The sequence below is a fragment of the Paenibacillus sp. NFR01 genome (assembly GCF_900111565.1).
Classification (GTDB): Bacteria; Bacillota; Bacilli; order Paenibacillales; family Paenibacillaceae; genus Paenibacillus_AQ.
The window spans coordinates 432737-455350 of the sequence record NZ_FOIK01000001.1 but is presented as its reverse complement, the minus strand read 5'-3'; the positions used below and the strand labels follow the sequence as shown (position 1 = coordinate 455350).

Annotated in this window: 13 protein-coding genes; 2 read left to right on the top strand and 11 right to left on the bottom strand. The window is 45.7% G+C overall.

Translation table 11 applies throughout. The features are described 5' to 3' along the window. Positions 1-189 precede the first annotated feature (189 nt). Together BMW84_RS02030 and BMW84_RS02025 are read right to left on the bottom strand one after the other, a co-directional pair. On the bottom strand, positions 190-1383 hold the full coding sequence (locus BMW84_RS02030) for a sensor histidine kinase (protein WP_091063899.1): 1194 nt from the start codon (positions 1381-1383) through the stop codon (positions 190-192). A gap of 173 nt (positions 1384-1556) precedes the next feature. After that, positions 1557-4883 carry a tetratricopeptide repeat protein gene (locus tag BMW84_RS02025; RefSeq protein ID WP_254772833.1) on the bottom strand — a complete coding sequence of 1109 codons (3327 nt, stop codon included), beginning with the start codon at positions 4881-4883 and terminating at the stop codon, positions 1557-1559. Between the two features lie 85 nt (positions 4884-4968). Between BMW84_RS02025 and BMW84_RS02020 the strand changes: the two genes are divergently transcribed. Continuing rightward, entirely contained in the window at positions 4969-5910 is a 942-nt protein-coding gene (locus BMW84_RS02020) for an AraC family transcriptional regulator (protein WP_254772832.1), read from the top strand. Positions 5911-5960: 50 nt separating this feature from the next. Here BMW84_RS02020 and BMW84_RS02015 read toward each other — a convergent pair whose 3' ends face one another. From BMW84_RS02015 to BMW84_RS01990, 6 genes are all read right to left on the bottom strand, one after another. After that, entirely contained in the window at positions 5961-7925 is a 1965-nt protein-coding gene (locus BMW84_RS02015; RefSeq protein WP_175498641.1) for a glycoside hydrolase family 2 protein, read from the bottom strand. 315 nt (positions 7926-8240) lie between these two features. Beyond that, positions 8241-10787 carry an alpha-L-rhamnosidase gene (locus tag BMW84_RS02010; RefSeq protein ID WP_091063890.1) on the bottom strand — a complete coding sequence of 849 codons (2547 nt, stop codon included), beginning with the start codon at positions 10785-10787 and terminating at the stop codon, positions 8241-8243. Continuing rightward, entirely contained in the window at positions 10780-12255 is a 1476-nt protein-coding gene (locus tag BMW84_RS02005; protein ID WP_091063888.1) for an MFS transporter, read from the bottom strand. Before BMW84_RS02005 ends, BMW84_RS02010 begins: the two co-directional genes overlap by 8 nt. 17 nt (positions 12256-12272) lie before the next feature. Then, positions 12273-14708: a glycoside hydrolase family 3 C-terminal domain-containing protein gene (locus BMW84_RS02000; RefSeq protein ID WP_091063885.1), complete on the bottom strand. Its 2436-nt coding sequence runs from the start codon at positions 14706-14708 to the stop codon at positions 12273-12275. A gap of 219 nt (positions 14709-14927) precedes the next feature. Continuing rightward, positions 14928-16133, bottom strand: a complete 1206-nt coding sequence (locus BMW84_RS01995) for a helix-turn-helix domain-containing protein (protein ID WP_091063883.1) — start codon at positions 16131-16133, stop codon at positions 14928-14930. 105 nt (positions 16134-16238) lie between these two features. Next, a complete protein-coding gene (locus BMW84_RS01990; RefSeq protein ID WP_091067936.1) occupies positions 16239-17768 on the bottom strand; it encodes an NAD-dependent epimerase/dehydratase family protein in 1530 nt (509 codons plus the stop codon). Between the two features lie 173 nt (positions 17769-17941). Here BMW84_RS01990 and BMW84_RS01985 point away from each other — a divergent pair, with 173 nt between their 5' ends. Continuing rightward, positions 17942-18502 carry a TetR/AcrR family transcriptional regulator gene (locus tag BMW84_RS01985; RefSeq protein WP_091063880.1) on the top strand — a complete coding sequence of 187 codons (561 nt, stop codon included), beginning with the start codon at positions 17942-17944 and terminating at the stop codon, positions 18500-18502. Positions 18503-18768: 266 nt separating this feature from the next. On the opposite strand, the gene BMW84_RS01980 is transcribed toward BMW84_RS01985, so the two are convergent. The 3 genes from BMW84_RS01980 to BMW84_RS01970 all read right to left on the bottom strand — a co-directional run bounded on the left by BMW84_RS01980 (position 18769) and on the right by BMW84_RS01970 (position 22515). Next, complete coding sequence (locus BMW84_RS01980) at positions 18769-19548, bottom strand: SDR family NAD(P)-dependent oxidoreductase (protein WP_091063878.1); 780 nt, start codon at positions 19546-19548, stop codon at positions 18769-18771. Between the two features lie 109 nt (positions 19549-19657). Continuing rightward, entirely contained in the window at positions 19658-20383 is a 726-nt protein-coding gene (locus BMW84_RS01975; RefSeq protein WP_091063876.1) for a helix-turn-helix transcriptional regulator, read from the bottom strand. 194 nt (positions 20384-20577) lie between these two features. After that, on the bottom strand, positions 20578-22515 hold the full coding sequence (locus BMW84_RS01970; protein WP_091063874.1) for a bile acid Fe-S flavoenzyme BaiCD: 1938 nt from the start codon (positions 22513-22515) through the stop codon (positions 20578-20580). Positions 22516-22614: the final 99 nt, after the last annotated feature.

Genomic DNA, 22614 nt, shown 5'->3' with positions numbered 1-22614 from the left:
TTCTCTCCTCCAATTTCTTTCCGACCATAGTCGTCGACATTTCGTTTAGTTGTCATGCTCTTATCCTACCGCTTGGAAAAACAAGACACATCGTCCAAACGGGCATTGGCAACTTGCCCTTTTGGGCAAAAAAAGGCTCAAACAGCAGCCAACGCTGTTTGAGCCTTTTTGAATCCATATATACCAAACTCATCCGTTGCCCGCCGGAAGCGGCAACCGTAGCGTAACGGAGGTGCCGCCGGAATTACTGGAAACGTTGAGCTCCCCTCCGATTAATCTCGCTCTTTCCTGAATGCCGAGCAGTCCATAATGACCGGCGTCTTTTCCAATTAAATCTACATTAAAACCTGCACCGTCATCCATGATCTCAATGGAAAGCTGATCCCTATCGGTTGACATCGAGATCCAGACTTTTTCCGCTTTGGCATGCCGGGCAATATTGGTCAAGCTCTCTTTAATGATATGCAGTAAATGTTCCATCGTTACTCTGGATAAACGCCGTTGCAGTTGCAGATTTGTCGCAGCGACGATGCCCGTCGCCTCCTGGAACCGCTCGACTTCATGAAGTATTGCCTCTTTAAAATCCACTTCGGATTCAGACTTTAAACGCAAATTATCGATCGCCCGTCTTGCTTCTGCCAGTGTCCGCCGCGCCCCTTGCATCGATAGGTTGATAATTTCCTGGCTGCGCTCCACTCTGCCTTCCGACATATGCGCGTTAGCCGCTTCAAGCTGCATAATCAGTCCAGCCAAACCTTGAGCCAGCGTGTCATGCAAATCCCGTGCCATCCGCTGGCGTTCATTGGCTAAGGTCAATTCCTCTACCTTTTGGTGCGCTTCCTGAAGATCCTGCAGAAAGTTCTGAATGCGCAGTCTTTCATTGACCTGCCGGAAGAAAAGATTGGCGTAAGCAATGATTATGATCAGCATCAAGGCAAATATCGGCAGAAAGAGCATTAACTCTCCCGTATCCCCCACAGTCAGCGCGGAGTCAAAAAAGATGATTACGGCAATCAAGGCAATGAAGGCCGCTCTGCGCAGCCGGAAGGAGAATCCAAGGCTTTCCGCAATCAGTACCGGCAACAGCCCGATCAAAACCGCCTGATAACCGGAAGGCATCAGGATTGCGCATAAGTAGATCAAGCAGCCTTGGATCGAGAAATAAATCCAGAACCTTTTATGGGATACTTTGTAAGAGTACCAGTGCAGCAGAACATGGACGGTAAACAGTCCCGTGAATACAACCGAAGCGAGGATCAGAGGTTCATGGATGAATTGCATGATTATAGTGCTTACATAGACCAGTGAAACCCAGATCACCACCGGTATTCTCGATGGAAAAAGCGTATTGCCCCGCTCTATATCTTTTTTATCCTCGTTCATGAAAGAGCTCCCTGCCGAAAATGATATAAATGGAAGTGCTTGATGATATGTAGTACGCTAGATTACCCTCTATTCTGATTGTCCAATATTTGTGCTTAGAATTCAATGAATTATACCTTTCCGGGCAGCCACCCAAAAAGAAATCCGGAACAATATGTTCCGGATTCGGGTATTTATTTGCTCATTTGCAAATGTATTCTGGCGCCGCCATGGTTGCACTCCAGACGCAGCGCTTCATTAAATTCCTTTTTCGCCTCAGCGCCTTTTCCCAAACCGAGAAGGCCAAGTCCTCGCATGAACCGGCAGTGAATCTCATTCTTCTTATTCAGGTCTTCGTCAAAGACGAGGAAATCCGGCAGCGAGACGGCAAAATAATCGATTTTCACATCGTCGAACAGATGCTTTTCCGCGTAATCCACCAGCTTATTGAAACGGCGCTTCGCTTCATGCGCATTGCCTAACTTCTGCCAGGCCAAGCCTTGATAGAAGATCATTTCCGGCGGCTGATCGTTGTAGAACATCGCACTGGTCGGTTCCTCCAGACCGCTTGAGGCCACCCGGAATGCCGCTTCGGCTTTCTCCTGCTCTTTCAATTCCTCGTAGGCGCAGCCGAGATAATAGTAGATGTTATTCTCCTGTGCGCCGGCCAGTTTGCCTTCGCCAAGGTTCAGCGGATAGACGAGCGCTTTTTCCAGCAGATGAACCGCTTGCCCGAATTCGCCAGACTGTATGGAGCGCTTCGCCAGTTCGACATGCGCCAGCACATATTGTCCGGTTGCCTTGCCTTCGCCGCCTTCCCACGGATGAAAATTCCGCGAGGCGAGCAATTCAATCGCTTTGTCATGTTCGCCGAGCAGGTTGTGCAGAGCGACATATTCGATATACAAGTCATCGCGGGCGCCTACAAGCCCGGCATATCCTTGAAGAAATTCCAACCGTTCCTCGGCTCCTAGACCTATCTTTTTATACAATTGATCCAGTTCGAACAAGACTCTGGCGTCACCCGGATCACAGGCCAACGCTTTTTCAAGGGAAGTGCGTGCCGCTTCCGCATCGCCTTGTTTATTGAAGTAAGCCAGTGCCAAATTACGGTGCACCACCGAGTAACTGTCATCAATGGCCCGAGATTCCTCCCAATAACGTACAGCTTCCTGGTGGCGTTTCTTATCATAGAGCAAATTGCCGAGATAATAACGGGCCTTGGCATCGGCGGCATTTGCTGAAATGACATATTCCAGCACCTGAAGTTCAAATAGCGTATTCGGGAAACAGTAGTCTGCGGTTGCCGCGCTTCCGGCAGCAAGATAACGCTCCGCGGCTTCACTATTCCCTAGTTGGCCGTACAGATAGCTGAGCGTATAGTTCACAAGCGGATCCCGGGAATCGTTCAACAGGAGCAGCACGCCGGCTGCTTCTTCATGCAACCCTGCACCGGCGTAATCAGCGGCCAGCTCCAGATAATTTTTCGGCTCTCCGCGCAGCAGCGCCTTAAACGCTCCAAGCGCCACTTTGGAAGCTTCGCTTTGGCCCAGCGCCTCGTGAATGAGAATCCGCTCGTACGATGCACCGAAATCGGCGACATCCAGCTTCAGCGTTTCTTCCGCAAAAGCGTCGGCTTCGCGCAGTTTGCCCAGCTTGCGCAGCATTGCCGTTTTGATATTGCGCGATTTGTAGTTGCGCGCGTTGCGGATCAGCGAACGTTCGGCCAGGTCGAGCGCCTCTTCAACATTGCCTCTGCCGGCGGCGATTTGCGCCAGGGAGAAATAGCCGCCGTCCTGCCAGGCCGCGCTCCAGACCGCTTTGTAGAATGCCGTAAACGCTTCGTCCAGCCGCCCCTGCAGCTTCAGGCTGAGCCCAAGCTGATAATAGGCTTCGCCGTCGTACGGGTTCGGGTTGCGCCACGTTACGCGCTTGACCGCTTTACGGAAATGCCGTTCGCTTTCGGCAAACAGCCCTCGGCGCAGAAGCAGGGTACCGTAGGCGATATTGATCCGGCTGTCGCCTTCATCGCGCTTGAGGCCTTCCAAATAATACGGCTCCGGCTCAAAGGTGGCATGACGATATTGCTCCAGATGAAGCCCGGCAAGATAAAGCTCTTCATTGGTTGCCAGCTCGCCGGGTTCCGGCAGCGGCTTGGCGGCATCCGGCACCTGTTCAATATCCTTTGGCTGCGGCGCGTAGGATACAAGCACTTGGCCCGCAGCATCCTTCACCGTTAGCTTCAGCTCATGTTCCTTCACGCCTGCGTCCAGCGTGACTTCCGCAGCGAACGTATCCGCCGGGGTCAGCGTCAGCTTCTTGCTCAGCAGCAGGCCTTGCGGCCCGGTCAGTTCGACCATCGCGTCCTCATAACGTGCGGTCGTATACGCGTAGACCGACACGAGACCCTGTGCTTCGTCCACTTCGAGATTGACCGCGGCTTCCGTCGTCGCGTTTTTAACGACGCCGATATTTTTATAAGGCATGAAATATTGAGTGAAGGTCTTCTCTTCGTAGGGCTGAAGCCATGTAAAATCCGGCTGGTTATCCGTGAACACGCCGGTCATCAGCTCGATGTACGGCCCGTCCTCGTCCGTGAGGTTCCGGTCCCAGGCCTGGCCGAATTCGCCGTTGCCCCAGGTCCATTGCTTTTTGCCGGGTGAAATATGATGGTTTGCCACATGCAGCAGGCCTGCCTGCACTGAATGGTCATAGCCTCCCACAAAATTGTAATCCGACTTGTAGGCCATGTAAGAGGTAGGCACCGGAATGTTTTTGTAGCGGGAAATATCGACGCCGGCGGAATAGTCCATCTTGTAGTAAGTACCGGTTGCAATCGGGAAGCGCGAGACATCGCGTTTGCCGTGATCGAATACCGCCGTCACATCGGGCGGAAACACGGACTGGGTATGGTCGTTTACGGCAACCGCCGGATTGGCCCACCACAGGAAGGTCTGCGGCTCGGAGGTGCGGTTATACAGTTGCGCCGAAATTTCCAGATAAGCCTTGTCCGGGTGCAGCGTAAATCCCGCCGTTACCTTCGTGCCGTACATCCGGTCAATTTCACTGACCCACACGGTTGCGCTGCCGTCCGCTTTTTCTTCAAGCTTGTACTCGACAGGGCTGTAGGTGTTCGGGCGGTGATGCTGCGGCCAGTTGAACTCGATCCCGCCGGAAATCCACGGCCCGGCCAGACCGACGAGCGCAGGCTTGATCACCTGGTTGTAATAGACGAAATCATAATTATTGGTACGATCGACCGCACGGTAAATCCGTCCGCCCAGCTCCGGCATGATCTCGATGCGCAGGTACTGATTCTCCAGAACAACGATTTGGTACGGGGCAGGTTTCTTCTCGTCTTCAATCTTTTCGATAACCGGATGCGGATACACCCGGCCGGAGCTTCCCTGGTAGACCCGTTTCTCCAGAAACATCGGATTTTTGTTTGGCTCGCCTACCCCATAGGTCGGGATTTGCACGGTTTCTTCCCATATTTTTGTTTTCAATGGTGTTTGGGACAACATAATCACTCCTGTGTCATCAAGTTAACTTATACCCTAACAATACAGGAGCCCTATAGACCCTACAATTCACGAAGTTCGGAACATGATGGACGATCTTCTTTTTTTGATATATACTGTTTTGAAAAGAGGAAAGGGGCCGTTTGCACTGAAGAAAAAGACCGATGGATTTGAGGCGGAGAAAATCATTGTTCTTCCTTCCTATCAAATAGAGCAAATTATTAGTCATCCGTTGAACCAATCGCTGTACATTACGGATATCGGACTCTTCCCGCGCGCGCGTTATCATTATAGAGAGCGGCCGAACGGCTGTGATACCTGCATCCTTATTTATTGTGCGGAAGGAAAAGGAACCGTAAATATTAATGGAACGGATCATACGTTGAATGAGCGGCAGCTCATCGTCATTCCTTCGGAAACTGCTCACGCCTACTCGGCAGACTCTGCTCATCCATGGACGATATACTGGTTTCACTTCAAAGGAGAACAGGCCAATAACTATGCCGCCCTTCTTAAAGGAGGCGCCGGTCCATTGCCTCTTTCTGCTCATGATTCCGAAAAATTCATTGCGCACTTCCACCAATGCTTCGACCTTTTATCCGACAGTGCCTATTCAACGATGCACCAAATTTTGGCCATGCAGACGGCTGCTTATGCCCTGAGCTCCCTTGCCATCATTTCGGAACGTGAAACCGGGGACCGGAAGATGCAATACATCGAAACGGCGATTCACCTGATGAACATGAGGCTGGAAGAGAACCTTACGCTGGATGAAATCGCGAATTACGTGCAAATCTCCAGACAGCATTTAAACCATCTGTTTAAAACTTCCGTTGGGTTTGCACCGGTTGACTATTATCTCCGTCTCAAAATCCAGCGGGCCTGCCAGCTCCTGGATTTGACTTCTCTCAGCATCAAAGAGGTCTGCCATGCTCTCGGTTTTAAGGATCCTTATTACTTCTCCCGTTTGTTCCGCAAAATCATTGGATTATCCCCCACTGACTACCGTAACAAATTAAAAGGATAAACAAAAAACGCCCTCTCCTACATGGAGCGGGCGTTTCACCGTTATCTTTTTCAAATCTCAATCCATTGCTCCAAAACATCAAATCCAGTAGGACGATAGACAGTGGCTTTCATCTTCTGAGGGGTACCTTGAGCGGGTAAGGAGATGTCTGCGTACTCCCCTGGCGCCAACGTTGGGATATCTGCGTATTGCTCCCATTCTCCCCCCGATGATCCTAAATGCAGCCGGTATCCGGAGATCGAATAGCTCGGAAGATGATTACGGCAGGTCACCCGGAAGACTACCCGATTGCCGGATTCCCGGGGAAAAATATCCAGGGTAACCGGAGACGAGACCTCACGCAATAAGCGATACGATTGCTTCTCCATCCCGTAGATATCGGTAACGCCGTGTACGCGCTGACGCAACCGTCCCTCGCCTTCTTCTCCCATCTGCGTCCGGTAATCGTTGAGATTAAAATAAATCATTCCTGCAATATTCGGATAGTTACGGTAGTATGACATTTTTTCGAGCATTTGCGCTTGCCGCCGGACATCCCCGCCTGTATACACGGGCTCACAAAGACCAAATTCCGAAACCACGATCGGCTTGTCCGGATGAGCCTCAATCAGACGGTTCACGGTCTCATCCATATCATGCTCCCCATGCCAGGTCCCGATATAATCATTCCACATGATCACATCGCCCACCCCAGTCGCATCAGCAGAGGGGTCGAAATGAACCGTATTGCTTACATAATTCACCATGCGGGAAGCATCTAATTGTTTGATGAAGTCCTTCATTTCCCGAACAAATTGCACCGTTTGCGGCGACTGCCCGTCCAGTTCATTCCCTACCCCCCAGGCAATGACACTTGGATGATGGTTGTGCCGCGAGATCATCTCACGAAGCTGTTGACGCACCAACGGAATGGTTGCATTCCCGGGCTCCGCAGGTTGTTGCCATAGGGGAACCTCTTCCTGAACCAGGATTCCATAACGGTCGCACCAAGTCAACAGCCGCTCGCTCTGCTGCCAGTGGAAACGGGTTAGAACGCAATTGGCTTGCTTCAGCTGCTGCAACAACCGCTTAATATCTTCTTCCGATTCGGCCATCCCCTTATGGGGATGAGATCCCGGCATCCATTCCACTCCGGTCAGTCTAACCGGTTCACGGTTCAGCAAAAAGCGGCTTCCTGCTGCCGTAAACTCGCGAAAACCGAAGCTCTTCACCACTTCATCCTGGACCTGGCCATTGGCGATCACTCGTACCGACAACTCATATAAGTGGGGATGATCGAAATGCCAGAGATCAATGTTCGTTAAGCGAATCTCCGGTAATGGAAGATCAAAGCACGGATAATTTGCTTTCCGGGTTCCGGCCCATACCGTTTTCCCTTTTCGCCGGACGAGAATTTCCAGATGAATTTCTTGCTCAGCAGTTTGGACTGCGGGTTGGAGTTTAAGTACTCCTGATACTTTGCCTGACACCTCAGATTGTCCCTGTTCAGGAAAAAGCGGCGCCGTTTGAATGCTTAAAGATTCTATCGCTACTTCCCCACTATAGATCATGGTGACCTCGCGGAAGATTCCGCCATCGTCGGCCCAATCGAAACTGTTATCCTTGGGCAGTGCCGCTGCGCTGTTGCTATTATCTACGGATACCACCAAAAGATTATCCCCGGATTTAGTATACTGGGATATTTCCAGGCGGAAAGCGGTGTATCCGGAGTTTAAGTGGCTTCCTGCCGGTTCTCCGTTGACCCAGATTACAGCATCCCGGTATACCGCCTCAAAATCCAGCCATACTCTTCCGCTTTCAGGTAGCTCTGGGATCTGAAAACGGTATTCATACCAGCTAAGCCCCCGGTAGTTCTCCGTTTCCGAATCGACATTCCACGTATGCGGAACAGAAACTGTTTTGGGCTCCGGCAAACCGTTAGCCGCCCATCCCATTAATAGTCCTTCTGCTTCCGGATCCGTTCGAAAGCCCCACGGTTGATCCAATTGAAGGGTTGTTCTACCCCATTGCTCCACGTCATCCACTCCTGACTCATCATCGAAATAATCCCCTCCGGGTATCCTCCTCAATGTAACGCAAGCAGATTCAGAATCCAATTGATGATTCTCGGGTCTTCATGGACTATATTCTTGTCCTACAATATGCTTCATTTCTTCCCGCCTCCGTTTGCGGTATTTGGATGGCGTATTACGATTTCCTTGGCTATATTATGGACTCTTGGAACTTTCTTTTTTGTTGTAAATAAAAAAGCGCGCAGTCGCTATACACAACTACACGCTAATCTGATTTTGTTTGCAGGTGCGGCGAATATTTAAAAAGGAGAACAATCTTCAGACTTCACAGGTGAATTCAAAATGTCCACTCTCAAGTTTATACTGCTCACCATTCGGCATGTTGAGTGAGCACTCAGTAGATACCGGTACTTGAATTCGAATAGTAAATCTTTGTTCATCAATACTCCACTCAGAAGATGCACATCCATAAGGGGTCTCGATGCTCCCTTTGGCCGATGTAATCCCACCTCCCAAAACTGGAGCGATTCGGAAGGTCTTATATCCTCCGCTGGTCGGTTCAAGACCAACCATTCTTCTGTATAACCAATCCCCCACAGCGCCATTGGCATAATGATTGAAGGAGACCATTCCTCCCCCGGATTCTTCATCTGATTTATTGCCGCTCAAATCACCAATATTCACCGTTCCATCCGGACGGAGTGCATCCCAGCGTTCCCAGATGGTCGTTCCTCCAGCTTTAACTTCATACAGCCAGGACGGGCACCCTTCCTGAAGCAGCAGCTCATAAGCTTTATCAGGATATCCATTGTCAGATAAAGCAAACAATAGATAAGGGGTCCCTGTGAAGCCAGTGGTCAACTTATTCCCTGCCTCGCGAACAAGACGAACAAGATTATCTGCCATAACCGCTGTCTCCTTACCTTCAGTCATTCGGAAATGAAGCGGAAGAACATAGGCGGTTTGGAATTCCTTTTTTAATTTCCCTCGGCCATCGGTAAAGACTTTACGATAAGCTTCATTAATTCTGGATTGCAGCTTCCTGTAATATACGGCATCCTCTTCATAGCCGAGTAAGTCAGCTATTTGCGCAGCTAAACCGCAAGAGTTGGAGAAATAAGCTGTCCCGACCCATTTTCCTTTCTTTAGCCACTGTCTGGCAGTTTCGTCAGGCGCACACCAGTCACCGAAATGGAACGGGAATCGCCAGACGTTACGGCTATTAGGTGTAAACGAAAGAAATTCAGACCACCACTTTGCCGCTTTCAGAAATTTCTTAATCGTTGGATATTGACGCTCCAAAAGCCGCTTGTCGCCGCGGGCAAGGTATTCTGCCCAAGGTACCAGGATGCAGCTATCTCCCCAAGCAGATGTAGCCATCCTTGGCCAATGGTCTCCTGCGCGGGGAACAACCATGGGAAGCCCCCCACCTGGTGCTTGCTCCGCTCGCATATCTGCCAGCCATTTGTCTAGAAACCGGCTTAAATCAAAATTGTAACAGGCAGTTCGGGCAAATACGGCAATATCACCAGTCCATCCCTGGCGTTCATCCCGCTGCGGACAGTCCGTAGGAATATCAACAAAGTTAGACTTTCCGCCCCAACGAATATTGCTGTGTAATTGATTAATTAATTGATTAGAGCATTCGAATTCACTTATTTCTTCAAAATCGGAATGAAGCACCAGCGCTGATAATTCCAAATCTTCAGCATTAATACCGCGTACACCGACATAACGGAATCCCATATAAGTTAGGCGGGGAGAGTACGTTTGTGGACCCTCTTTGCAAATATAGGTTGCCGTCGCTTTCGCAGTACGCAGCGATTTAACAAACAATTCCCCATCAACGAGAACTTCTGCGTGGCGGAAGATCACTTCCTGGTGTCGCTTACCCAATAGTTTTGCCGAAATGACTCCAGCAAAATTTTGTCCGAAATCATAGATTATTTCACCACTCGGTGAGAGAGTACGTGAAACCGGCTTGAATTCCCCCTGTACACGGACCGGATCTCCATATTGTGCCAACACGATTGGGTTCTTGCGTGGAGCTGTTAAACTTGCCTGCTTCCAGGCGATTCGTTCCAAGTCTACAGTGGCATCATAAGTCTCACCGTCATACCATTCGGCCATGCGGTAGTTACCCTCTTCTGAGACTTGCCAGCATTCGTCTGTAACCACTACATCATAGGATCCGTCCGTATACTCAATATGCAATTCGCATAGAAACGCTTGCCGGTCGGCACTGATCTTGTTCTTCCGGACGTAATTGAAGGAGCCCGCCGCCCAACCCCCGGCTACAACAGCGATTAACGTATTTTCCGCCACAAGAGAGTCTTTAATGTCATACGTTTGATATTGGATTTGATGATCATAGGAGGTGAACCCTGGAGCAAAGTAGTCCCTCCCCACCTTGCTGCCATTCAACATCAGCTCGTAGACACCTAGTGCCGTAGCATTAATCCATGCACGACGCACAGGCTTGCTTATTGTGAACGCACGCTTGAAGGTCATTGGAACAGGTGAGACCTTTTTTGGAAAATCATAACCTCCATCTGTAATCCATTTCCCCTGCCAAAGAACTCCCAACCGTCCCGTTTCAAAAGATGTCTCAGCATCGGCGGTTTGTCCGCTTGTACCTGTTGCAGTGACATGAACGCTATACGTAGTAAAGGGTTTCAGTTCTCCGCTATATAAATTATTGATTTGATCCGTGGTTTCATATTTCCAGTCCCCAATGGTTATCACTGCGCTTAACAAGCGTTCCCCCTTCACATCGGAATCGAGCGCAAATGAAATATTAGGACTTCTATCCGTGATACAGCCTTGTTCCATATTTTCTATTTTTAATTTGTTTATTTTAAGCATAGTTTTGTTCCTCCCTGCGGTCTTTCATTTCTTGCTGTTTCAACCCCAGCCCCTTCTCCACATTTAAGAAGATCAGCAAGCCAATTAAGATAATACTGGTAATGGTTTCAAACCCGACAAAAGCAAAGGTGATCATGTCCTGAACAGATTCTGACTGGGTACTGACTAAATCACCCGCTTGATTATAAAAGGGGGCTGCATAACCTGCAAAAGATAACATGCCATTGAAGATGCCTGTACATAAGCCACCCATCGTTACAGCAATCGTGGTATAAACGGACATTGCAATTCCGTCACACCGAAATCCGGTTTTCCATTCCATATGGTCTAGTGTGTCTGCGAATAGTGCCATAAAAATATAGGCGCTTGGCAGAAACCCTAAATTTTTAATAAATTGCCCTGCTAGGACTAGTGGCATCTTGTCTGGATTAACCCAGCAAACAGCACTACCGACGCCAACTAGAACAAAACCTACTACAGTTACATTTCTTTTTCCAAATTTTTTGGCTAACGGCCATACTGCAAAAATTCCAATACCAAGCGGAACTCCGCCAACAACGGAAATTAACGTCTGTGTAACACCATCACTATAGGTCCCTAGCACATAGTTGCAATAATAGACCAGGCTCAGATTTTTCAGACAGACTCCAAAGGTATAGATCAAGAAGTAGCTCAGGATAATCAGCATATAACGATCAGATATAATAGCCTTGAGTTGCGTACGGAATGGTAACTTGGATTCGCTATCTTCAATATTTCCGCCTGTATTCTCAGCCGTCACACGTTCCTTTGTAAAAAAATATTCCAATAAAGTAAGTGGCAAAACTGCTATGGAGATCACACACATCACGAGGATCCAGCGGCTTTTATCAACCCCGATAAGCGGCAGAATAGCCATCGGAAAAATTAAGGCTACAATAATTCCGCTCATCATAATCGTTGAAACCTGACTGAATACAGACAATTTTCCGCGTTGTATGCCATCACGTGTAGAAAGAGGTACCATTAAATTATGGCCTACATTATAAGTCGTGAAAGCAATTGAATAATACAAATTGTAGGATAGAATAATCCAGATCACCTGTATTTTCGTATCTGCTTGTGGCACAAGAAACAGCAGAATACCAGAAACCAGCATTAGCGGTGCAGATAGTAAGAGCCAAGGTCGTGCTTTTCCCTGCCTTGTTCTTGTGCGGTCAATCATATAGCCCATAACAAAATTCGCTATGGCGTCAAGAACCTTTGAAACGATCGGAAATACAACAAGGAACACCCCACCGCCAATGGAGGTCAAACCGAGTACATCCGTATAATAAACATTCAGATAAGACGCCAGAACAGCATTCAACAGCAACGCTCCGGAAGGACCAATCAGATAACCGAGCCAACGTTCTTTCGCGGTAGTATCCGCGGAGGTTACCCGGGAATTCATAGAATTGGATTGAAAAAACGCTTTCATACGATTCATTTTTTTTACACTCCTTATTATTCACCCGGAAGAGGAAGCGGCTTTTCCTTTTTTAGGAGAGTTTTTAACCCTCTAATAAGGTTCCCGTTAGCCAGTTCTACAAAACCGATCGCCGTTTGGTATGTGAATTTCCCTCCTGATGACATGCACATGGAGCGGATTGAATTGTACGGCATCATCTTCACGACAAAATGAGAATTTTTCAACCGAGTGTCACGTTCCAGCGAATCTGGCATGGCCAGCGCCTTCTTATAATCCTTTTGAATCACGTACATCACACTAGCAAAAAGGAGACGTCCCATTAAAGACCTCTTAAACTCAAACAGTGAGGATTCAAGTGACAAGGCAGGTTCAGGCTTCGTTCCTCTATCTGTATGACCGGTTAAGTCCGCAAAGACAGAAGGGATTCTAAGGGGTGGTACATCGTAAGCAGCTAAAATTTCATCAGAATAGGGAGTGACGGCTTCCTCCCCACCGTTTATGTTTATCTGAGCTGTCAAGCGTATATCGGCAGCCGAAGCGGCGACAGCTATTTCATAGGAGCCATTCTCGAGTACCCACCGCTGTTCCTTAACATTCCAGTAGGACAGGTCCGATTGATCGAATTTCATTTCAATGGTTTGAGTCTCACCAACTGCTAAGAATTCTTTTCTGAAGGCACGGAGCTCTTTATCCGCTTTAAATACCTTGCTCTTATTGTTTCTCACATAAAGCTGAACAATCTCGGAACCGCTGAAGTTACCATTGTTCGTTACATCTATCATCACGGTGATTTCATTTCCATGCTGTTTAATGGACAGATTACTATAATGAAAAGAGGAATACGATAATCCAAATCCGAAAGGGAAGCGCAGTTTAGTACCTGCCTTATCGTAAAAACGGTAGCCTACATATATGCTTTCATAATATTGGGAGACAGCGCTGAGGTTGTAGTCAGCATAACAACTTGTATCCCGGGCACTCATCGGCCAGCTCTCTGCAAGCTTTCCAGACGGTGTTACTTCCCCATACAGTAAAGCTGCAGCAGCTTCACCCCCATACATACCCGGTAAATACATATTGAGCATGGACGAAAGCCGATCGAAAAATGGTAGTTCTACAGGTGCGCCTGTGAATAGGACCAGGACTACCTTCTTCCCAGTAGCAATCAGCGCGTCCAGTAGTTTTGTCTGGTTATCTCCCATGACCATATGTTCACGATCGAAACCTTCACTCTCTTCAAAATCAGAAAGCCCTCCAAAGAACAGAATCGTATCTGCTTCCTTTGCGGCATCAAGCGCAGCTTGTTCTAAAGCAAAATCCCGATCCGTATAGAAGCAGCGAAATCCTTTTTCGTAGATGTAGGGAATTCCCCGCTCATCAAACGCGTTCTTAGGAGTAATGACTCTGGGCGGGTTGATTAGTGATGAGCCAGCACCTTGATAGCGCATTTTCTCAAACATTTCACCGACAACCAGCAGTTTCTCTTTACCGCTCAATGGCAATGTCCCGTCATTTTTAAGCAGCACCGCACCTTCCTTGGCTATCTCGCAGGATAGCTGGGCATGTGCTTCAAGAATATCGCCGTTGGCCTTTGATTTCTTTGAAGCACAACGGTCAACCAGTGTGAGTATTCTTTCAACGGATTGATCCAGCTTGCTGATTGGCAGTCTGCCGGACAGTGTCCCTTCAATGATGGATTTACGGTTATGCCACACTCCTCCAGGCATATCAAGATCACAGCCTGCGAGCACTCCTTCAACACGGTCACAGGTTGCCCCCCAGTCCGTCATAACCACCCCGTCAAAACCCCATTCATCTCTTAAAAGACTTGAAAGCAGTAGTTGGTTTTGCGATGCAAACGTTCCGTTCAATTGATTGTAGGAGCACATTACCGTGTATGGCTTTGCTTTTTTTACAACGCTTTCAAAAGCACGTAGATATATCTCTCTAAGTGCACGTTCATCCACAACGCTATTTCCCACAAAACGGTAATTCTCATTGGAATTCGCAGCAAAGTGCTTGACACTACAGCCTACTCCCTTACTTTGTACGCCCTGAACGAATGCCGTGCCAAAATCACCCGAAATGAGCGGGTCTTCAGAATAATATTCAAAGTTTCGTCCGCATAACGGACTGCGTTTTATATTTACGCCTGGCGCAAGCAGCACATCCACTTCCTCGGCAATGCATTCCTCGGCGATGGCTTCTCCCATACGACGTGCATGCTCCGGATTCCACGAGGAAGCAACCGTAACTGAGGTCGGAAACGCAGTAGAGTGTGCATTATCGGAAATACCAAAACCGCCACTGACCGTCCTTACCTTTCGGAGTCCGTGAGGACCATCAGTCAGAAAAAGTTTTGGAATATCAAGACGTGGTACTCCATTTGTATTCCAAGAATCATTGCCTTCGATAAGAGCTGCTTTCTCTTCAATCGTCAACAGGTTAAGAAGTTTATTTTTACTTTTCATGGTATCCTCCTTGCAGTAATTATTGTCCCAGTCTACGGCATTTCCCCGAAAACGTATTGTACATTTATTAACTGGATTGCAAAATTCGAACTTATAATTGAAAATACTCTGTTCGTTCTTTTAACCCGCCTCTTCTCTTCAATTACACAACAAAAAAGCAATCAATACCCGCTCAAATTCCGGGTACTAATTGCTACAATTTTATTATTCTAAGTTGAATTACGTACGGTTTCTAAAGGAATTTCTGTATTGTAAAGGTGTCTCTCCTGCATACTTTTTAAATTGATTTTGAAAATAGCTCTGTGAGGAGAAGGAAAGATAATTACTGATCTCACTCAAGGGTTTATCAGAAAAAGCCAGCAGTTTTTTAGCTTCTTCCATTTTTATTTTTTGGATATAATTGCTCAAATTCATACCCATATCCTCAGTAAATCTTCTGGAAATATAGGAAGCACTGACACCCAAATCAGAAGCAATCTTCCTAACAAATATATTAGAGTTTATATTTTTTTTAATTCTTTGAATACATTCAATAGTAATGAATGTAGCATTTTCAGGAATTTCGCTCATTGCCACTCTCTCGGCAAAATCAAAAACCATTTGTTGCCGCAAGAACGAAAGAGTGTCAAGTCGGGATAAGCTTTCTGATTGTTGAATATACGTATCGCTGAGATGGTATGCCGTTTCAATATCCAGGCCACCCTCTATAGCCGCCCGAGTAACCAAAGTGACGCTGGCAATAAAAATATTTTTCTCCTGACGCAGCGCATCCTTTGCAACAAGGCCGCCTTTGCCACGTACAGAATTTTCAAATAAATCCTTTAGCCTTTTCACATCTCCAGTACGTACAAATTCAATAATTTGTTGTTCGAGAGTATATGTATTATGGAATGTAAGTTCTGTATCATTTTCAAAAAAGTTTTTTGACATGGTATTCTTAATCTCTTCTTTAAAGCTATTGAATTGATTTCCGGTCATCAACAGCTTTTCAACGGTTATTCTTTTTCTAGTCAAGGCAAAGTTGAAAAAGCACAGCGAATTCAAAAAACCTTCGAAAGAGATTAATGGTATTTTAGTGATAAATTCAGCAAATACTGTGCTGTGTTGATATGAAATTGTAGAATGAATCATAATCTTAGAAAGATGATTTTTTGTTAAAGGCGTGTAGTAGCCCGGCCCCAATACAAATTCTTCCGCTGAACCCTCATTAGAAATGATACCGTAGAATAGAAAATCTTCTGAAACATGGTAGCTCACAGCATGCTCATCTTGTGCCAAAAATGGAAGTACCTTGCCAACGGGGTCTAGATATGGCGGAACATCGGGTAACATTCGGACAAGTTGCTCATTATAATAATACCGTATTGGTAATCCAGTGATATTATGGAAAGATTCCATTAAAAAATGAATATCTTTTAAAAGCATGATGTGTTCACTCCCGTATCACCAGTATACGATCTGAGTTGATTACAATATCTTTACAATGAAAAAGCTTGCCCTCTAGGAACAAGCTTTTTAACCAAGGACACTCTATTTATCTGCGATATCTAATTCAGATACAATTTTTTTATATTCACGTCCATCTTCCTTGCCTTGAATAGGGTTCCACACTTGGGCGAAAAACGGTTCACGCTTAGCACGTTCTTTATAATTCCAGCTTTCACGCTCACATTGTGGGCAGAAATGTCCTCCCTCAAGAACCAGTTTGGGACTGGCGCTAAAGGTATGTCCGAATGCACATTTGAAATCCAGTTTTCCCGCCCAATCCCCCGTTGCCATCTCTGTAGATAAGCATTCACCACCGCGGAATTTTGCAGCCCCTTTAATATCTTCTATACTTAATTGTGAAGCAGGCTTATTCTCATCATAGCCGTGGTCGAGCCTTATGACTTTGTTCCAATCGGTGAATTTCTTCATCTCGGATAGTTTTCCCGGAATGGACTCCCAATTTATTTTACTTCCCCAATAAGCTTCGATTTTCTCAAAATCATTATCCTCTATAAAACGTAACGTCCCACGTGCTTTCACAGCTTGTTTCTTCATTGTCCGTTTAATCATAGCCCCCATAAATTTCTGCCCACCGGGCAGCTTCGTAATGACTTTAGCTACGGGGACAAGTGCACCGAGATTATCAAGATAGCTCTGATAGAAGTACTCCATCGTATCCCGGCGGAAGTGGAAATAATCCTCCAGCTTGTCAGAATCCAGATAATATTGCCCGTGAAAATTCCTGGTAGCATACCATTTGGGGTCGATCACATGATCTAAATTAGTGATGCCAAGCTTGCCGTAAAGCACTTGGTACATCTCAAGCGTGCTGACCCGGCAGCTTTCGCCCCCACCAATATTGTATATATGCTGCCAGAACCCTTTATCAAGTTCTCCGTCAATATCTTGGATGCACAGATTCCGCATTAATCGTCCTGAATCGCAATCAGACACATACTCAAGTACATTTTCAAGACAATTATGGAACATAATCGGGTCCTGAATCTTGCTCATTGCCGGACCCATAATACCTGTCTGACGGAGACTCACCCAATAGCTCAGTCCTGATTCAATGACCATACGCTCGGCAGCGATTTTAGAAACGGCATAATAATCATACACACTTGGCTTGAGCGGATCTCCAACACGGCCCCAATGGATAGGCGGCATACGGTCACCTGTTTCAGCAATTGTACCGATATTTACAAAGCGCGTTGTACCTGCGCGGCCACTTTTCTTAATCGAGTCAACAATGTTTTTTGCAGAACCATAGTTAATCTGCATAGCCCGTTCGGGAAACTCATCAGCCGCAGGAGAAACAAAAGCAGCGATATGAAGTATAATGTCGGCATCCTTCACGCATTCAAAAACCAGGTCGCGATCCAACAAATTACCATAGACTACTTTAACACCGTCCAGCCCCTCATATTGCTTGAGCTTCTCGCGGCTGTTAGGATTGTCTAAATCAAAAAGCAGCAACTCGCATTTCGCCAGATCGTTTATTAACAACTTCAACGTCTCTCCACCCATATTGCCCGCTGCACCCGTAATCATGACCCGTTTTTTCTTCACTATTTTCACCTGCATCATAGGTTTATTGACAAATCATTCGTCTACCTTCAGAATACAGACACAGTGTCTATTTAACAACCATCAGTTGATTATGTATCTGATGCAATATAGACATTCTAAGTAAAAGTGTCTATATTTTATAGAAATAATTTTTTTCCTGAGGTGACCTCACAATGAATCAACGTGAACGATTAACCAAGCTACTGCTTAAACAGAGCTTGATAAGCTTACTCAAAGAGAAAAATATAAGCCAAATCAGCGTTAAGGAATTATGCACATCAGCAGGAATTAACCGCTCAACTTTTTATTTACATTACGCTAATGCATATGAACTGCTTGAATATGTTGAGCAGGAGATTATAACCAACACAAGTTTATATTTGGAGAAAATTGAAGCTGGAGACAGCGGTATTACTTATATCCTGGCTTTTTTAGATTACATTAAAAAGGATGAGGATCTTTTTACTGTCATGCTGCTCACATCAAATGAAAATGTATTATTTCCTAAACGCCTGCTTAATGAAATACTTAAAAATATTGATAGTCAGCTACAACTCAACGTACCCGACAGGTTGAAACGTTATACTTACGCTTACCTAGTCAATGGAAGTTTAGCGATCATACAAGAATGGATTCAAGAAGGGTTTGTAAACTCCAGTTTTGAACTGGCAGGGCTCATCTTCTCCTTAGCTGACCATTCTTTATTGGCGTTCAACTCCTTAGAAGAAAAATAAGTTTTCCCGTAAACACCTTCAATGTCAAGATTAGGTAAAATCCGCTCCAGCCATTTCGGCAAATACCATGCTGATTTAGTATTGCAAATGCCAGTAAAACTGCAAATCCTCCAGGGGAAAGAATGGACATGTACTTTTGGGAAGAAAACGAACAGCATACCTCTTGGAATGTATAATGGGCATGTAATAGAAAAAGACATTATCCCGACATATCCCAAAAGGGGAAGTCAAGATAATGTCAAATTTATACTTGGAACAAGTAATAACTATAAGGTTAAACCCCCATCGACAGCAATTATTGAACCCGTCATATAGCTAGATTGGCTGGTTGCGAGCATTAATACTATCTCGGCAATTTCGGAGGGATCTGCAAATCGCCCCATTCGCATATTAGGAAATTCCTCTGGAGTATATCCATTGTTTTGCATCATTGTCGGTACAGCTTGTGTAAGAGAGGTATCAACACCTCCTGGGCATATCGCATTTACTCTTACTCCCTTGCGTACATATTCTAGAGCAGCAGCCTTTGTCAATCCAATGACAGCGTGCTTACTGGCTGTATAGACTGACATACTATGTTCAGCACGAAGACCCGCAGTGGAGGCTGTATTTATTATCGAACCGAATCCTTGTTCAGCCATTATTTTCAGTACATGTTTTAAGCCTAGAAAGACACCCCTAACATTAACATTAATAATTCGTTCAAACTCTGATTCTTCGATATTTTCAAGCAAAGAGAATTTCTGCAATACTCCAGCGTTATTTACAAAAGCATCAATTCTTCCGTATTGTTCCATAGTTGTTTGAACATATTTCAGAACATGCTCATTCTTTGATACATCAGCCTGAATAAAGATGCCTTCTCCGCCTTCTTTTTTAATCAGACTAAGCGTTTCTTCCCCAGTCACTGAGTTAAAGTCTACAACGCTAACCTTATAACCTGCTCTAGAGAGCTTAATGGATGAAGATCGGCCAATCCCGCTACCTGCTCCTGTAACAATAGCTACCTTTCCGTCTAGCTTAATCGAACCTTCATAATCGCTCATAATGAGTTCCTCCATCGAATATTTTTGCTGAATCCAGCAATCCACTCAATAAGTTTACAAATCATTAAGTTCGATAACTATGTGGAAATGCGACATCTTTAATCCTATTTCAATAAGTTAGCTTACGGAATTCTCCAGGAGTCATTCCACAATACTGATGAAATAATTGATAGAAATGATACATATCATAAATTCCTACGAAGTTCGCAATTTTTTCAATACTTATAGTGGAGTAACTCAGTAACCCGCAGCTATGACGAATTCTTGTCTCCATCAGCAATTGCTTATATGATTTCCCGGTCAGATTTTTGAAATTACGCTGAAAATGTCGTGTACTCATGTGTAATTGTTCACTGATGAGATGAACTGAAACTGAATCCTTAAATTTCCAAGCAATATGATGGAGGGGTTTGTACAAAGGATCTCCACTATTCTCGAATTCTACTAAACTTGCCTTCATCGGTTTAGACAAAAGAAAATCAGTGAAATATTTCCACACTTCTAGTGGACCCTTCTCTGCATCGCTAACTGGCTTTCCATAAAAAGAATAAGTAGCTTTGAAAAATCGAATGAATTCATTACGATAACTTTGGTTTACTGACCATTTCATCGGAAGATGTGGAACGGCTTTATCATTCCCACAATCCAGATAGATATAGCGTAGCACTTGAACTGATTTTTGCTGCTGAATTTCCATTTCTAAAATATCCGCTTTTGATGCACGAGTGATGAATAAATCACCCGGCATAGCTTGTCTTTCAGCATACCCTAAATGTTGTAAGCCAGTACCTTCTACGATATAAGTGATGACTACGTATGGCGGTAGTTTATACATGGCTGTCCCCCGAATCAGTGAATGCGGTTATTTTGCTCCAGAACAGTAATCCACACCTTATTTGCTTTAGCATGCTTTGCTACATTCATTAAGCAATAGAAATTCATTTGTAAGCTAAAGACCTCCTGAATAATTCAGAAGGCCTTATCTGTTTCATGTTCGAGTTGTTCCAAAGTAAATAAGAAATATTGCCGTTAAATCATTCTTGCCACTTCATGTGCTTCGCTGACGGCATTCAATGCTCTGCGTGCCCGTAATGCATCACCGATCACATGAATAGGTATATTATGCTCATTGCAAAAGTTATGGAGCCCCTCATAGTTGCGTGACTTTGCCCCTATAGCAACAATAACAGAATCACAAGGGTAAACAGAGATTTCTTCTTGATGTTCAATAACAACGCCTTGCTCATTAATTTCAAGGCATTTCGTGTTAGTCATGAGCTGGACTCCGGATTCGTGTAGGCTTTCCATTACACAGATCGATCGAAGGTCTCCCAAATCCTTGGCCACTTTGTCCAGCATTTCAACTACAGTGATCTTCGTAGCGTTGCCATGTAAATACTCGGCGACCTCAAGTCCAACCAATCCTCCACCGACAATAACGACGTTACCAGAGACGTTTACTTTACCAGACAAAACATCGTGAGAATTCGTAACCTTCGTCAGCTGACTGCCCGGAATCTTAAGCTCCATCGGAGAAGCACCGATCGCCACAATGACCTCATCCGGGTTAAGTTCTTCCAGCAGTGAACTTGTAACCGGAGTGTCCACTCTAACCTCAATTCCCTCTTTAATGACCTGCTCTCCTCGGGATATAGCCGCTACTTTCATCTCTTCTTTTCTCGGTGCTTCACCAGCCAGAGCAAATTGTCCGCCCAATGTACTCGTCGCCTCGCACACAATTGGCTGATGTCCTCTACGTTTTAAGACCATAGCCGCTTCCAACCCTGCGATTCCGCCGCCTGCAACTACAACCTTCTTGGGATGATCCGTTAAAATTAGTTTGTATTCCGATTCTCTCCCCAAAGCCGGGTTTCGTAAGCATGTAATGAAAGGAACCTCGCTTGAGACAAATCCGTCATAACAGCCCTGATTGCAAGCGACACATTGTACGATATCATCACTGTTTCCGGATTGGGCTTTATTACAGAACTCGGGATCAGCAAGTTGGGCACGTCCGATAACTACCATATCTGCTTTACCATCGGTTAAGATTTCTTCTGCTTGGTCAGGGGCATTAATACGTCCTACCGCTACGGTTAGCATACCGGTTTCCCGACGGATTCTGGCTGCATTATCAACATTAAAGCCTCTTGGCAGGTCAATTGGTGGAACCTCATATTTTATTGCCGCAGAAGAGAAATTCCCTCGCGAAACATCAAGCGCATCTACTCCGGCAGCTTTAGCCAAATTGCAGAATGCGATTACGTCCTCTATACTGAGTCCTTCCTCCAGATAATCATCATGAGCATCTATACGCATGAACAGCGGCATATCAACCGGAATGTTTTGACGGATAGACGAAATACATTCAAGGAGGAATCTGGATCTGTTCTGTAGGTCTCCTCCGTATTCGTCGGTTCTCCGATTAAAGTAGGGACTGAGAAATGAATGTGGTGTGTAATTATGGCCAGCATGAAATTCAATGACATCAAAGCCGGCTTCTACTGCCCGCCGCGCTCCTTCTCCAAATGATTTGGCTGCAGCCTTTAGGGTCTCAACTTCTGCCGCCGGTATGGTGTATTCTGTACCAGGCACAGGTACCGGACTTGGAATAATGATCAACTGCTCCGGATCACTGGCAACCGCCAATCCACCCAGCCATAACTGAATTCCTGCCTTGCCTCCTGCATTATGAATTGCATCTGTAAGCTGTTTTAAACCCGGGATATATTTATCCTCTGAAATGGCCAAAAACTTCTTAGGCGAAGATGGTGCATATACTGAACATACCTCAGTAAAATTTAAACCGCATCCTCCTTCTGCTCTGGCAACATGGTAATCTATCAGCTGCTGAGTAACAAAACGTTCCTCACTAGGCATTTTGGTTCCCATTGCCGGAAAGATAATCCGGTTTTTCAACTCTAAGCCTCTGATAGTGATTGGACTGAACAGAGTATGATAAGCCATAAACATTCTCCTTCTCATTCTTTTTAAAGGTCCGGAAACTTTGTGCACAATTTCACATAATTAATGTAAATTGATTACGGACACCTTAAATATACCTGA

Excerpts from the sequence above, each read along its gene's own strand:
- BMW84_RS02030 (WP_091063899.1), bottom strand. The coding sequence starts at position 1,383 with ATGAACGAGGATAAAAAAGATATAGAGCGGGGCAATACGCTTTTTCCA.
- BMW84_RS02020 (WP_254772832.1), top strand. The coding sequence starts at position 4,969 with ATGATGGACGATCTTCTTTTTTTGATATATACTGTTTTGAAAAGAGGA.
- BMW84_RS02010 (WP_091063890.1), bottom strand. The coding sequence starts at position 10,787 with ATGCTTAAAATAAACAAATTAAAAATAGAAAATATGGAACAAGGCTGT.
- BMW84_RS02005 (WP_091063888.1), bottom strand. The coding sequence starts at position 12,255 with ATGAATCGTATGAAAGCGTTTTTTCAATCCAATTCTATGAATTCCCGG.
- BMW84_RS02000 (WP_091063885.1), bottom strand. The coding sequence starts at position 14,708 with ATGAAAAGTAAAAATAAACTTCTTAACCTGTTGACGATTGAAGAGAAA.
- BMW84_RS01995 (WP_091063883.1), bottom strand. The coding sequence starts at position 16,133 with ATGCTTTTAAAAGATATTCATTTTTTAATGGAATCTTTCCATAATATC.
- BMW84_RS01985 (WP_091063880.1), top strand. The coding sequence starts at position 17,942 with ATGAATCAACGTGAACGATTAACCAAGCTACTGCTTAAACAGAGCTTG.
- BMW84_RS01980 (WP_091063878.1), bottom strand. The coding sequence starts at position 19,548 with ATGAGCGATTATGAAGGTTCGATTAAGCTAGACGGAAAGGTAGCTATT.
- BMW84_RS01975 (WP_091063876.1), bottom strand. The coding sequence starts at position 20,383 with ATGTATAAACTACCGCCATACGTAGTCATCACTTATATCGTAGAAGGT.
- BMW84_RS01970 (WP_091063874.1), bottom strand. The coding sequence starts at position 22,515 with ATGGCTTATCATACTCTGTTCAGTCCAATCACTATCAGAGGCTTAGAG.